Origin of the sequence: Pseudoalteromonas sp. 0303 (assembly GCF_013349995.1) — a bacterium.
Taxonomy (GTDB): Bacteria; Pseudomonadota; Gammaproteobacteria; order Enterobacterales; family Alteromonadaceae; genus Pseudoalteromonas.
On record NZ_JABVXF010000021.1, the window covers coordinates 45,966 to 59,973 of the forward strand.

Genomic DNA, 14,008 nt, shown 5'->3' on the forward strand with positions numbered 1-14,008 from the left:
CCCTTTAAGGGCCGTATTTATACCTTTTACTTTGCGCGCTGCTTATTTTTACCTACTCTAGGTTTGGTATTGGCCTTTTTAAACTGGCTAAAACCGGTGTGACGAGTCAGTGCCGCACGGCCTTTACCGCCCTTTCCTCTAGCAGCTTTCTCGTTGCGACCTTCTTCAGGTACCAAACAGTTCGGTCCTTTACCGATTAGATTCGCTTTGCCCATTTTTCTTAGAGCTTCACGGATCATCGGCCAACCAGCCGGATCGTGGTAACGTAAAATTGCTTTGTGTAAGCGACGCTGACGCGCACCTTTTGGAACTGACACTTGTTCAGTATTGTTTTTAATATTGCGCAGCGAGTTCATCTCTGTGTGATAAATCGTGGTTGCATTAGCCATCGGCGATGGATAAAAGTTTTGTACTTGATCAAGTTTAAAGTCATGAGCCTTTAGCCACAACGCCATGTTCACCATGTCTTCGTCTTTCGTTCCTGGGTGAGCAGAAATAAAATACGGGATCAAATACTGCTTTTTACCCGCTTCTTTTGAGTATTTATCAAATAACTCTTTAAACTTATCGTAAGCCCCCATGCCCGGCTTCATCATCTTAGACAATGGACCATCTTCAGTATGCTCAGGGGCAATTTTTAAGTACCCGCCTACGTGATGGGTAACTAACTCTTTTACGTAGCGCGGATCTTCAACGGCTAAGTCATAGCGTACACCAGACGCAATTAAGATTTTCTTGACACCTTTTACATCACGGGCTTTTTTATAAAGCTCAATAGTTGGGGTGTGATCCGTGTCCATGTGCTTACAGATATCAGGATAAACACATGATAAACGTCGGCACGTACTCTCTGCCTTTTTGCTCTTACAACGTAACTTGTACATATTCGCTGTCGGTCCGCCTAAGTCAGAAATAACCCCTGTAAATCCTGGCACTCTGTCACGAATTTGCTCAATTTCATCAATAATTGATTGTTCAGAACGGCTTTGAATAATACGTCCTTCGTGCTCTGTAATCGAACAAAAAGAACAACCACCAAAGCAACCACGCATGATGTTCACCGAGGTTTTAATCATTTCATAGGCTGGGATTTTTTCATCGCCGTAGCTTGGGTGTGGAATACGCTGATATGGCAAACCAAATACGCCATCCATTTCTTCAGTTTCAAGTGGGAATGCTGGCGGGTTAACCCAAATAGAACGATCGCCATGGCGTTGAAATAACGCACGTGCACAACCTGGGTTGGTTTCTTGGTGCAAAATACGCGAGGCATGGGCATAAAGCGGTTTATTTACGCTTACTTGCTCATACGCTGGCAGCTTAACGTAGGTCTTTTCCCAAGGCTTAGGACGAGCTGGCTGAACAGTGATTGGCTTAGCCGCCTCGGCACTTAAATCAATACCTGCTTTTTTAAATTCAGATTTACTACAACCCACATCATCTGCGCCATACGGGTTTGGAATTGGATCAATCTTACCGATTTTATCAATTGCAGTTGAGTCACTACCACGCCAACCCGGTAATGGTTCTTTACGAATAACCGCAGTACCACGAATATCTTGAATTGTCTCAACCGACTCACCCGCAGCAATACGGTGGGCAACTTCAACAAGTGGGCGCTCAGCATTACCGTAAATTAGAATGTCAGCTTTGGCATCAAACAATACGCTACGGCGTACTTTTTCTTGCCAATAATCATAATGAGCAATACGGCGTAAACTCGCCTCAATACCACCAATGATCAGCGGCACATCTTTATAAGCTTCGCGACAGCGTTGGCTGTAAACAACTACCGCACGGTCAGGACGTTTACCGCCTATGTTACCCGGCGTATAAGCATCATCATGACGCATACGCTTTTCAGCAGTATAACGGTTGATCATCGAGTCCATATTACCCGCTGTAACACCAAAGAATAAATTAGGCTTACCTAACGCCATAAAGGCATCTTTTGAGTTCCAATCAGGTTGTGCAATTATACCCACACGAAAACCCTGTGACTCAAGCATACGCCCAATCACAGCCATACCGAAACTTGGGTGATCTACATACGCATCACCACTGACAATGATCACGTCACAGCTATCCCAGCCTAACGCGTCCATTTCTGCACGAGTGGTTGGTAAAAATGGCGCCGTGCCATAGCATTCAGCCCAATACTTAGGGTAAGAAAACAGGCCTCGCTCGGCTTTTAATGCGCTCATAAAGTGTACTCTGCTAACAAAAGGGGCGAATTATACCCCACTCTTATGGATTATTATAGAAAACAAAACGCCCTTCACATGGGAGGGCGCTGTTTAATTAATATGCTTTTGTTGAAACTTTCTATTGTTTAGCTTGCAGGTAGGTAATTAACTCTTTTTCTGGCATAGGCTTAGCATACATGAAGCCTTGCACTTCATCACAGCCAAGCTGGGCTAAATAATCCGCTTGCGCTTGTGTCTCGACCCCTTCTGCTATGGTTTTTAAACCCAGCCTTGCACCTAAAGAAATAATTAACGCAGCAATCGCCTGACAATCTTGACCTGGCAAGTCTTTAATAAAATCGCGATCAATTTTGAGTCTGTCTAGCGGAAGTTTTTGCAAGTAACTTAACGATGAAAACCCTGTACCGAAGTCGTCGATCGCAATCTCGATACCAAACTCTTTGAGCTCTTTTAAAGTTGTGATCACATTCGTAAGCTCATCCATAACCACGCTTTCGGTTACTTCAAGTTCAATATATTGCGGTTCTACATCGTATTTAATAAGCGTGTCTTTTACTTGCTGAGCATAGCCTTTAACTTTAAATTGTGGCACTGAGACGTTTACTGCAATGCTAATTGCAAATCCCATCGCTTCTAGGCGCTTTTGCTGCATACATGCTTGCTCCAGCACCCACTGCCCTATATCGACAATTAAACCGGCATCTTCAGCCATTGGAACGAAAATCGCTGGCGAAATATACTGACCATTTCCTGAGGGCCAACGCAGCAGCGCTTCACAACCTATAATTTCGAGGGTATTTAAATCAAGTTGCGGTTGAAACCACACTTCTAATTTACGTTGCTCAAAATCTTGACGAAGCTGCCTGATGATCCCCAAACGCCATGCCATCTGCTCTTCCATATCTGGGGTATACGTCACCACCATTTCAGAAGATTGTTTTTTAGCTTGGTTTAACGCAATGTAACCGAGTTTTAAGGTCTCGATCCCGGCTTGTTGGAAATCACCTTGGTAACATAAACCAATTTTAAAGTTGATTGGTAAAATGTGTTCACCAGCATTGAACGGCAAACTTAAATGCTCGCGTAGTAGCTCAACATCACATTCACCAACGGGTAACAGTAAGCCAAACACATCTGCACCAATACGCGAGAGCAGCTTTGCATTTGGGTATTCTTGATGTAGCCTATCAACAATGGCATTTAGTAATAAGTTACCAATCTCTTGGCCTAAGCCATTATTAATATCTGAGAATTGCGCAACATCAATTAATAAAAAGACATAGTCACTTTTACCCGGCTGGTAGTAACGCTCCACTTTATTCATGAAATCGTTACGATTCGATAAGCCAGTTAAAACATCTTTATAAGCTGCATCACGTAAACGGTTAAACAATCTAACATTATCAAGACCAACACTGACATTGGTTAAAAATATCTCTGCAAATTGTAGTTGTGAAGGACTTGGAGTGTGCTCGGTTTCTAAGTAAATAGCTGCTTGGCGGTTTTTGCTTTTTAATAAATACGTACTGTCTACATCGGTGTGCTGATGCTCACCTTGGGCTAGGCAGTTGTTAACTTGCATGATAATACGGCCATCATCAAGCTGCTCAATACCCTGGCCAATAAACTCATTATATTCAGCACAACCACCTAAAACATAAACCTGATTGTCATCTTCAATAGAACCACACAGTAAACCTTGCGGTTCGCAATCTAAAATAATTGAGAGCTGCTTAATCACTGCCATCGAAAAAGCTTTGATATCAGTAAAACCAAGAATAGCCTTAGATGCATACAAAATATTATTTAACGCGCGGCTTTGAAATTCGAGCTGACATACTTGCTCATAAGAGCGAATAGCAGTAACCAGGGCGGTGATAAGTTTACTACGTGTTAGCTCTGTTTTTGTTTTGTAGTCGTTAATATCGTATTCGCGGATCACTTTTTCTTCAGGTGCATAGCCTGGTTGTCCGGTACGTAAAATAATGCGCACATTGTGATTATTGAGGCACTCTCTAACCTGCTTTACAACTTGCAAGCCAGCATCATCTGACTCCATAACCACATCAAGGAGTATTACCGAAATCGAATGGTCATTTTTAAGTAATTCGAGCGCTTCTGCACCTGAGTAGGCATGGTGGAATCGCAGCCCTTTATCCCAAAACTCAACGCCTGAAAGAGCAAGCTTAGTAACTGAATGTATTTCTGGATCATCATCGACAATTAATACGTCCCAAAAATCAGAGACAGTTTCATCCACTAACTGTTCGTCATCTTGGTCACTAAACAAAAAGTCGTTACTCTCTGATGCCATTAATAATTCCTTAAAGTGATCCCCGTAATACTGTAACTATGGCGCCACTCCATTTTACAGCGATGCTCAAAATTCTATCACTTATTTAACTATGATACATTAGTGATAGCTTATATAGTATCAAACAAATTATAGTCTATGTTACGTATAATGTTATGAAAGTTATAAAACAATTGCCTGAGGTGAGATTATTAAAATACTCATTTTTACCCTAAAAGCGATTTTTATCAGCATTCTGATCTCACTTGTGATTGGGCTCATGCTTTCACCGCAATATACTGTTCACAAATCAATTAAAGTGAATGCGAGCAGTGCTGAAGTTGCGAGCCTTGTTGGTGACTTTAATCAATGGCCTAAATGGCAACCATGGCAGGCTGTCGACCCGAGTATCGAATTTACCATTGCAGAGCCTAGCCAAGGAGTAGGTGCACATCAATTTTGGCAAAGTCGCTTTGGCGAAGGTGAAATGACCATCACCCAACTCGACAACAGCCAGCTTTCATTTAATATCTTATTTAATAAAGAACACATTGCCCAAGGCACAATTCGCTATTTACCTGAGGGTGATAACGTTAACATTGAGTGTTCATTAAAAGGTGAGGTCAACACCCCTATTATTGGTGGCTACCTTGCTTTACTAAGCCAGTATATTCTCAATAACACAGTAAAACTGGCGCTCAATAACATCAAAACTCATGCGCAGTTAGCAACAACAGGTAAGGACAGTGTGACCGATGACAGTGAAAGCAGCTCAGGCGAGAGTTAATCTTGCTAATATCATAGAAAACCAGCTTGGCTACCCTATTCATAAGGCATCATCGGCTAGGATCAACCATGCTGGTGATGACAGCTACTCAGCACAAGGTCAACAGCAGTTAGCTTATCAAATTAAAGCGCAAGCAAGCCTTTTAGAGCGCGCCCAAACTCGCCAAGAAATTCAATTCATTAAGCGCCAAGAAAATATCGAAACCATTATGGCGATGGCTATGGCGTTTTGCCCCGATGTCACGGGCCAACAACAACCAGATTTTGATTGGATAGAGCGCTTTATTAGTTTATGTGAAGACACAGCTAATTCTTCAATGCAAAAGCTATGGGCAAAAATACTCGCAGGTGAGACCGTGTCACCGGGCACCTTTTCGATTAAAAGCTTACAAACACTTAAACACATGACACAGCGCGAAGCAGATGCCCTTCAGCGCTGTACATCACTGTGTGGCTTCAATGAAAAAGATAACAGCCACTTAATTTTACTTGGCTTTTACAAGAAGCCTTCGCTGTTTGATTTACTTAGAAAAGGTAACAAGGTGTCATTTAATTTAGGGAAAACCCCTGTTAGCTTTCCTGACATTCTTACCCTAATGGATATTAACTTGCTGTATCGAAAAGAAATCGAGTCAGCTGTTTTAAAAGCTGGCCAAGAACTGGTGCTGAGCTTTATGAATCAACGCTTGGTTTTAAAAGCAAAAAGTAATGACTTAGTACTCAGTTATTATAAATTTACACAAACGGGCGACGAGTTAAGAAAGCTAATCGCATCGCCAATAAATAAGGCTTATAAGCAGATACTTTCAACATCATTAGAAGATGAATTTGAAGTTAGCTGGCAAGCTTTAAAATAAAGCTGCCAGCTAAATATAAACCGAAAAACTCGATTAGAAGTGGATTTGAATACCCGCAAATGGGCCTGATGCATCTAAATCTGTGTAGATATCATCAATATCATCAAGCTCTAAAGTCATTGAGCGGTAACCCGCTTTAATGTCCATATCAATTGCTAAGTTATCAAGTAAAGCGTATGCAACACCCGCTTGGTAGTCTTGAACTTTGCTATCGTCGATAGCCAGTAAGCTACCTTCAAAGAATACGCTTAAACCTGTTAACGGCAAGCCAACTTCAGCACGACCATACACTAAAGGTACGAAACCAGAAAAATCAACGCGCTCAGTTGTACTTGGGCCACCTTCTTGCGAAGTACCCGTTACCGTAATTTCACCGTCAAATTGTTTAGCGTTTACACCTAAATCAATTGAAACCAAATCATTATCAAAGATTTCGTAATATAGGATGTAGTCAACATGTGATAAATCACTCACTGTGCCTACTTGTGTGCCTACAACGTAATCAGAACCACCAAAACTAAATGTTTCATCAAGTGTTGTATCACCATTTAACTCAAGTTCAGTGTATTTTAGTTTAATGTTTGGTACTAACGGCACTGGGTGCTCAAGTGCTGCGTAGTAGCTCGTAAACGTTTCATCATCAAATTTAAAGCTTTGTAGATTTCCGTCTTGAGCAAAACTACCGCTGTTATCTGATTGCCAGCCATCAACACCTAGGTATAAACCTAATAATGTATCAGCTTGCGCTGTTGGAGCTAAACAGGCCATTGAAAGGGCAGCTGCTAAACAGTACTTTTTCATCATTTTATCCTTGCGCTAAAAGTTCGCTAAGTTCAATTAGAGCCGCATTGGCTCGAGAAATATAATTCGCCATGACCAGTGAGTGGTTAGCAACAAAACCAAAACCACTGCCATTTAAGATCATTGGGCTCCACACAGTTTCTTGCGTGGCCTCTAATTCACGAATAATTTGTTGCAGACTAACACGAGCATTTTTCTTTTCTAAGACATCAGCAAAATCATATTCAACCGCTTGTAAAAAGTGCAGTAATGCCCACGTTGCACCACGCGATTCATAAAATACATCATCAATTTGCCACCAAGATGTTTTTACTTGGCTTTGCAAAGGGGTGTATGTTGCTTGATGAGCCGCAGTATCGCCAGCTAAATCAGTATTCAAACGATCTTGACCAACACTTGCACTTAAACGCTGGCTTAAACTACCTAAACGCTTTTCAGCTTCTTTTAACCAGCCACGTAAGTTATCGGCACGGGCATAAAACTGGCTATCTCGATCGTTCTGATCCGCAATTTGGGTACGGTATACAATAAGTAAATCAATACCCTTTTGATATTCAGTTTCTGCGCTAGGCCATGCCCATGCTACCGAGCTTATATTAAATTGCGGCTGTGCTTTTTTAAGAGCTTCGTGCTCAGTTGATTGAGACTGTGAACGACTGAAGTCTTTACGCATCGACAACACTAAATCTCGGGTCATCTCAAGCGCGCCGTATTCCCACGCCGGCATGTTATCCATCATTACACTTGGTGGCATCATATCGTTAGATAAGTAGCCGCCAGGCTTATTTAATAATGTACTTGCCACATTGATCAACGTAGTTGTTGTTGTGTAGCCGGTGACAAACTTTTCACCGCGCATTTGCGCTTCCTGTTTTGCCTTGCTAACAACATCCATACGAGCTGGTTCACTACTCCAGTAAACAGCAATCGCGTAAAAAATAATTAGTATAATAAGTAATGCACTGGCTATTTTTCCTTTATGCTCAGACATAATACCTCCTAGTGATGTGAGTGCTCTTTACTTTTTTTTGATGCCTGCTCAGACATTTCTTGTAAAGACACAACCTTGGCTTGAGTAAAAACTCGATTGCCATCATTAAAATATAGCGTGAGTTTTCGTTCTTGCCCTGCTTTTAGTTGATCTTCAGGTTCAAACACCATTAAGTGATAACCACCCGGTTTAAACTCAACACTGCTGTGCCCATCAATCTTTAATGATAAAACCTGTTCCATTTTCATCATGCCATCAACATGAGTATGCTGATGAATTTCAACACGTCCTAAACCATCAAGCTCGGCTTTAGTTAATACCGTTGCATGCTCACTTGGGTTAGTAATAGTTAAATAAGCCACGCTGGCTTTACTGGCTGGTAAAAATTCACGTACCTGCGCATTGCTTACGGTTACTTCGGCAACATCGCTATGATCATGACCACTATGGGCAGATGAAAAAGTACTAAAGAATAAACTTGCGGTAAGAAAAGAGAGTGCGGGCCACAGTTTCATTATGTTTTAATCCTTGTTAAGACATTAACTTACCCGCTAAATTTAGCATATTTTATGTATTAAGGCAGTTTATTAGTACCTTAAGCTGGCGATTTTTTGTTATCGGCAATCAACCAGCATAATGCTGCGATTAGTAAAAGTGGCCATGCAATCATGACTGAGCCAAATAAAAACGCAAGCACAACACCAATCAAAGCAACAACACCTGCGCCTAGCAGCCCAATAGTGAATAGCGCAACACCTGCAACGACGGCAATGACTGCCACTATTGCACCGATGACCTCAAGCCCAGCCCAACTCATATCAGCAATTGATAAAGGTAATTGCCATGAGTCAAACGATACAAATGAAACCGCATCAGTGCATAGTAATAACATTGCCAAAATGATGATAGCTAACGTTTTCATGCTCTACTCCTAGTAACCTTTCACTGGTAAAGTGCAATGAGCCACTAAATAACCCACGCCTATTAACAGGGGCATTTGAATAAGTAATATGATCATGACCAAACGTGTTGACCATACAGGGAAGCCCAAGCGCGCAGCGAGTCCGCTACATACACCCGAGATCTTTTTATTACTCAGATCACGGTACCAGCGTGTCGATGTGCGATAAGTATTCATCATTAACCTCCTAAGCCGACTGCTTCATCGTTGCTTTCAAGTCAGCAAGCTCTTTATCGATTGCTTCATCTTTCTCAAGGGCAGCGAATTGTGCTGCGGTTGAATTTGCGGCATCACTTTGTGTCAGTTCATACGCCTCAACTTGCGACTCAATGCTTTCAACGCGCTGCTCTAAGTAGTCAAAACGCGCTAATGCATCTTCAACTTTACTGCTATGCAGCTGCTCTTTTACTTTTAAGCGTGCTGTAACAACGCGTTCTTTTTGCATGTAAATCAGCTGTTTGGCCTTTGCATCTGCAAGCTTGTTTTGTAAACGCTGACAATCTTCTGTCAATTTAGCGAGTGACTCTGCCACTTTATCCATTTCAGCTTGTTGTGCTTCGATTTCTGTCGTTAAACACTGCTTTTCAACTAATGCTGCTTTGGCAAGATCATCACGATCTTTACTCAACGCTTTTTCTGCTTTCGCTTGCCAATCAGCTACTTTCGCTTCTTTTGCAGCAATTTCACGCTTCATTTGCTTTTCTTGCGTTAAGAATGTCGCAGCAGTTGCACGGCATTCAGTCAGTGCATCCTGCATTTCTTGCACGAGTAGATTAAGTAACTTTTCAGGAACTTCAGCTTTGTCTAATGCTGCAGAAAGGTTTGCCTGAATAATGTCATTTACGCGATTTAATACACCCATGTGACTCTCCTGTTGATTATTGGGTTAATACAGCTAGGAGATTCCAATTCTTGTGCCAACTAACGAATAAATTAAAATTATCATTTATATACAATAAGTTGAGTCAATTAAATTTAGATTTAGGCTGACTAGTGACTGAATGAAAAATAACTAATTTGACTAAAAAATTAACTTTTTCACTAAATTTTAGGATCAAAAAAAGCCACAAAATGTGGCTTTTTTAATAGGGTAAATGATTAGGCTTCTGGGACAAAACTTAAGGCTTTATCCATAACAGATAAATCGGCCGCTTTGCCATGGCCTTTTTCTGAAAGGTGGCGTCTAAAACCACGCGCACCAGGTTGGCCTTGAAAAATTCCCAACATATGGCGAGCTATATGCCAAAAGTTAGCGCCTTTACTCATTTCGTCTTCAATATAGTCGTACATCGAGCGTACAACCTGATGACGACTTAGCGTAAAGGCTTCATCACCATAAATGTTTTCGTCAACCTCAGACAAAATAAACGGATTACTATACGCCTCACGACCAATCATAATGCCATCAACATACTCAAGGTGAGCTACGCTATCAGCAATTGTTTTCACGCCACCATTTAAGCTTAAGTGAAGTTGCGGATAATCTTTTTTCAACTGGTAAACCCGCGGGTAATCAAGAGGTGGGATCTCACGATTCTCTTTTGGGCTTAAGCCATTTAACCACGCTTTACGCGCATGAATAATAAAGTCATCACAGCCAACATCATGACTTGCTTCGATTAAAGCACATAAAAACTCATACGAGTCTTGCTCATCAATACCAATGCGAGTTTTAACAGTAACAGGAATAGTCACTTCGGCCTTCATTGCAGCAACGCAATCAGCAACCAGTTTAGGCTCAGCCATTAAACAAGCACCAAAACGACCATTTTGCACACGATCAGACGGACAGCCAACATTTAAATTTACTTCATGATAGCCGCGCTCCGCCGCTAACTTTGCACACTTAGCCAACGCTTCAGGATCTGAGCCACCAAGTTGCAATGCCACTGGCCCTTCATGCTCATTAAAGTGTAAGTAATCGCCTTTACCAAATAAAATAGCGCCGGTTGTCACCATCTCAGTGTAAAGCACAGCATGCTTAGTCATTTTGCGGTGAAAGGTTCGACAGTGACGATCAGTCCAATCTAACATGGGTGCCACGGAAAAACGGCGGTTTAATGTCGTTGTGCTCATAACATGGCCCCTTTAAAGATCAATGCATTTACTTGCAACTTAAATTACCTAATACGATTAACGCTTAATATAGCGATGACACATACCCTTTAGGTATGCACCGAAATGAAAAATTGCGACCATTATACCACCGAAGCTGGCTCGCGGCATGGCTTAATCAAAGATCAGATAATGAAAAGAGGCGAAGAAGTGTACTGCAATCTCACTTCTTTGATGAATAAGGTAAAATGCTAAGTCTACATTTTTACTTTACTTAGGAGATGTTCAAGGTTTTGGCCCGTAAGCTCCAAAATCGTAATTTCAAGCTCTTTGTAGTCCTCGTTTTTCAGGTTAACTAACTTAGCACCCACTGCAATTCGCGCTACTTTCTCAACGGGGTCCATTTCGACAATTTCAATTGATGCACGCGTATCATGATCTTTTGATTGCACATAATATTCACTAAAGAAGGTACCATCTGCACGTACATTTGGATTACTGTCAGACACAGACTGCAGGAGCGTGCCTTTCTTTAAATCACTTTTACGAAGTGAAAAGCTGTATTCCGCCACATTGGCATGACCAACAATTACGGTTACTGCGCTTTCACCATTAATTTTAAAATCATGATCTGTTACTTCAATGACTTTTAGCTTACCACTATCATAGGTCGGCTCCATGCAAGCACCTAAACTAAAAATCAGAAAAACAGATAAGACGACATTTTTGATTAGCATTCTTTGTTCCTTAAATTTTATATTGCCTTCTTTAAAGTTAGATAAAAGAAGGCAATTATTCAAAGTTTAAATCACTGAAAATGCACTTTAAATTAAAACTAGCCGACAACACTCAAACCGAAGTAGTGAGCGATACCGCCTAAGATATTGGTAACCGCCACTGACGATAAAATTAAGCCCATCACTCGACTGATAATGCTCGCGCCACTATCACCAATTAACTTATGTACATGCGTGGCAAGTAGTAATAAAACCAGTACGATTATTAACACAGAAAGCATAATCGATGAGGTAATTAGCTGCTCATACCAAGTGTATTCGGTATTTCGAGTCATCAGTACTGCACCAAGCATGGCACCGGGGCTGGCAATAGAAGGAATCGCCAAAGGGAAAATAGCGGTTTCGGTGCTATCTCGAACACTTTTGATTTCTGTTTCTGGTTTACTTTCACCGAAGATCATCGACAGAGCAAACAGTAATAATACGATACCTCCGGCAATCTGAAATGCCGAAAGTGGAATATTGATCGCGTTTAAAAGTAACTCGCCCGCAACAACAAAAAATAATAGCACTAATGCCGAAACACCAACCGCTTTTAATGCAACTTTGCGCTTAAATTTGGCGTCATCCCAGCGTGTAACAGCAATAAAAACAGGCACGGTCCCGATAGGATCAATGACGGCAAAAAAGAAAATGAATGCAGCTAGCAATTCACTCATTAAGAAAACTCCCTGAAAACGTGTTAGCGAATAAAAACACTGCAACTACAATACAGTATGTTAGTATATCACGGTAGCGTAAGGATAAGAGAAGATGAATATAGAATCACTCGTCAGTAAAGCAAAACAAGTATGCGATAATCGTGGTGCACGTTTCACACCTATCCGTGAAAAAGTATTCCGCCTATTAGCTAGTGCGCAAGGTGGTGTGGGTGCTTATGACCTATTAGAACAACTCAAATTAACTGAGTCAGGCGCAAAACCTGCCACTATTTATCGAGCGCTCGATTTCTTATCGGAACTTGGCTTTATTCATAAAATTGAAAGCACCAACTCATTTATGCTGTGCCATCATTTTGATCACATTCACCCTGTACAGTTATTAATTTGTGACAGCTGTGGTTATGTAAAAGAATTACATTCAACAGTAATTTCTCATGAACTTAATAACTTAGCGGCAGAAAGTGGATTTATTGTCTCAGGACAAACAATCGAAGCGCACGGTAAATGCGAAAAATGCAAAGAATAAGTGCGGTGTTTGAAACAACCACTACACTTAAAGTATGATTAATGCATTTCGAAACCTAAGGGAAAATAAATAATGAATGTGGAGTTCATCAACCCTTTTTTATCATCATTGTTAAATGTATTGAGTACTATGGCTCAAACAGAATTAAAGCCGGGCAAACCTAGTTTAAAGAAAGACGAATTAGCCCGTGGCGATGTATCAGGTTTGATTGGTATGGTTGGCCCACAAACTAAAGGTTCACTTTCAATCTCATTCGATGAAAGCCTAGCACTGAGCATTATGGAAAGAATGTTGGGTGAACGCCCTGATACGGTGAACGAAGAAGTAACCGACATGGTAGGTGAAATTACTAACATGGTAACAGGTGGCGCTAAAAACTTACTTGGCGAAAAAGGCTACGAGTTTGATATGGCAACACCAGTTGTGGTGTCTGGTAAGGGACATACAATTGCACATAAATGTGAAGGCGCTAAAGTGTTAATTCCATTCACGTCTGCTGATGGTAACGCCAATATTGAAGTTAGCTTTGATAAACTATGAGCTGGCAGCAAAAAACCATTCAATTGAAGCCTCGCTCACGAGGCTTTCACATCATTGATGACGAGCTACTTCGTCAACTCCCCGAGATAACACAGTACAAAGTCGGTTTATTACACCTTTTCATTCAGCACACTTCTGCAAGTTTAACTATTAACGAAAATGCAGATCCTACAGTAAGATTGGATATGGAAAGTCACTTCAATCATTTTGTGCCAGAACGACAAAGTTATTACCGCCATGATTATGAAGGTGATGACGACATGCCAGCCCACATAAAAAGTAGTACATTAGGTGCTGAACTCACTATTCCAATTAACCAAGGCCGTTTAATGCTAGGTACTTGGCAAGGTATCTATTTAGGTGAACACCGAGATCATGGTGGCGCTAGACGTATTATCGCGACCGTTCAAGGCCAGATCTAAAACATAAGAATCGATGGCTAAACCTTACACCACTTAAGCTCAACAATTGAAGTTTAACGAACAACCGCATGACACATTAAGCCTTGATTAGTTTTAAACGAACATATTAT

At 41.2% G+C, this 14,008-nt stretch carries 16 protein-coding genes; 5 read left to right on the plus strand and 11 right to left on the minus strand.

The features are described 5' to 3' along the window. Positions 1–26: 26 nt before the first annotated feature. The gene (locus HUS62_RS14205; RefSeq protein WP_175080036.1) at positions 27–2,204 is read right to left on the minus strand and encodes a YgiQ family radical SAM protein; all 2,178 of its coding nucleotides are present in this window, start codon (positions 2,202–2,204) and stop codon (positions 27–29) included. A gap of 121 nt (positions 2,205–2,325) precedes the next feature. Beyond that, a complete protein-coding gene (locus HUS62_RS14210) occupies positions 2,326–4,521 on the minus strand; it encodes an EAL domain-containing protein (RefSeq protein WP_175080037.1) in 2,196 nt (731 codons plus the stop codon). Positions 4,522–4,780: 259 nt separating this feature from the next. Between HUS62_RS14210 and HUS62_RS14215 the strand changes: the two genes are divergently transcribed. Then, the gene (locus HUS62_RS14215; RefSeq protein WP_240701457.1) at positions 4,781–5,287 is read left to right on the plus strand and encodes an SRPBCC family protein; all 507 of its coding nucleotides are present in this window, start codon (positions 4,781–4,783) and stop codon (positions 5,285–5,287) included. Then, positions 5,256–6,143 (plus strand): TIGR03899 family protein, encoded by an 888-nt coding sequence (locus HUS62_RS14220; RefSeq protein WP_058585939.1) that lies wholly within the window; start codon positions 5,256–5,258, stop codon positions 6,141–6,143. Before HUS62_RS14215 ends, HUS62_RS14220 begins: the two co-directional genes overlap by 32 nt. A gap of 33 nt (positions 6,144–6,176) precedes the next feature. On the opposite strand, the gene HUS62_RS14225 is transcribed toward HUS62_RS14220, so the two are convergent. From HUS62_RS14225 to HUS62_RS14265, 9 genes are all read right to left on the minus strand, one after another. After that, the gene (locus HUS62_RS14225; RefSeq protein ID WP_175080038.1) at positions 6,177–6,944 is read right to left on the minus strand and encodes a TIGR04219 family outer membrane beta-barrel protein; all 768 of its coding nucleotides are present in this window, start codon (positions 6,942–6,944) and stop codon (positions 6,177–6,179) included. A 4-nt stretch (positions 6,945–6,948) separates the two neighbouring features. Next, positions 6,949–7,935: a DUF2333 family protein gene (locus HUS62_RS14230; RefSeq protein WP_062566536.1), complete on the minus strand. Its 987-nt coding sequence runs from the start codon at positions 7,933–7,935 to the stop codon at positions 6,949–6,951. A gap of 8 nt (positions 7,936–7,943) precedes the next feature. Further along, positions 7,944–8,450, minus strand: a complete 507-nt coding sequence (locus HUS62_RS14235) for a copper chaperone PCu(A)C (protein ID WP_054561116.1) — start codon at positions 8,448–8,450, stop codon at positions 7,944–7,946. Between the two features lie 80 nt (positions 8,451–8,530). Then, the gene (locus HUS62_RS14240) at positions 8,531–8,857 is read right to left on the minus strand and encodes a hypothetical protein (RefSeq protein ID WP_054554146.1); all 327 of its coding nucleotides are present in this window, start codon (positions 8,855–8,857) and stop codon (positions 8,531–8,533) included. A gap of 9 nt (positions 8,858–8,866) precedes the next feature. Next, positions 8,867–9,073, minus strand: a complete 207-nt coding sequence (locus tag HUS62_RS14245) for a PspC domain-containing protein (RefSeq protein WP_175080068.1) — start codon at positions 9,071–9,073, stop codon at positions 8,867–8,869. A 10-nt stretch (positions 9,074–9,083) separates the two neighbouring features. After that, on the minus strand, positions 9,084–9,758 hold the full coding sequence (locus tag HUS62_RS14250) for a PspA/IM30 family protein (RefSeq protein WP_175080039.1): 675 nt from the start codon (positions 9,756–9,758) through the stop codon (positions 9,084–9,086). Between the two features lie 236 nt (positions 9,759–9,994). Continuing rightward, positions 9,995–10,972: a tRNA dihydrouridine(20/20a) synthase DusA gene (dusA, locus tag HUS62_RS14255; RefSeq protein WP_082422939.1), complete on the minus strand. Its 978-nt coding sequence runs from the start codon at positions 10,970–10,972 to the stop codon at positions 9,995–9,997. A gap of 236 nt (positions 10,973–11,208) precedes the next feature. Continuing rightward, on the minus strand, positions 11,209–11,688 hold the full coding sequence (locus HUS62_RS14260) for a hypothetical protein (protein ID WP_054561118.1): 480 nt from the start codon (positions 11,686–11,688) through the stop codon (positions 11,209–11,211). Between the two features lie 98 nt (positions 11,689–11,786). Beyond that, on the minus strand, positions 11,787–12,407 hold the full coding sequence (locus tag HUS62_RS14265) for a MarC family protein (protein ID WP_062566539.1): 621 nt from the start codon (positions 12,405–12,407) through the stop codon (positions 11,787–11,789). A gap of 94 nt (positions 12,408–12,501) precedes the next feature. Here HUS62_RS14265 and HUS62_RS14270 point away from each other — a divergent pair, with 94 nt between their 5' ends. The 3 genes from HUS62_RS14270 (at position 12,502) to HUS62_RS14280 (ending at position 13,898) form a co-directional block, all read left to right on the plus strand. Further along, complete coding sequence (locus HUS62_RS14270) at positions 12,502–12,936, plus strand: transcriptional repressor (protein WP_054554141.1); 435 nt, start codon at positions 12,502–12,504, stop codon at positions 12,934–12,936. Positions 12,937–13,008: 72 nt separating this feature from the next. Then, positions 13,009–13,476: a chemotaxis protein CheX gene (locus HUS62_RS14275; RefSeq protein ID WP_175080040.1), complete on the plus strand. Its 468-nt coding sequence runs from the start codon at positions 13,009–13,011 to the stop codon at positions 13,474–13,476. Continuing rightward, on the plus strand, positions 13,473–13,898 hold the full coding sequence (locus HUS62_RS14280) for a secondary thiamine-phosphate synthase enzyme YjbQ (RefSeq protein WP_175080041.1): 426 nt from the start codon (positions 13,473–13,475) through the stop codon (positions 13,896–13,898). The genes HUS62_RS14275 and HUS62_RS14280 overlap by 4 nt, the downstream gene beginning before the upstream one ends. Positions 13,899–14,008 lie beyond the last annotated feature (110 nt).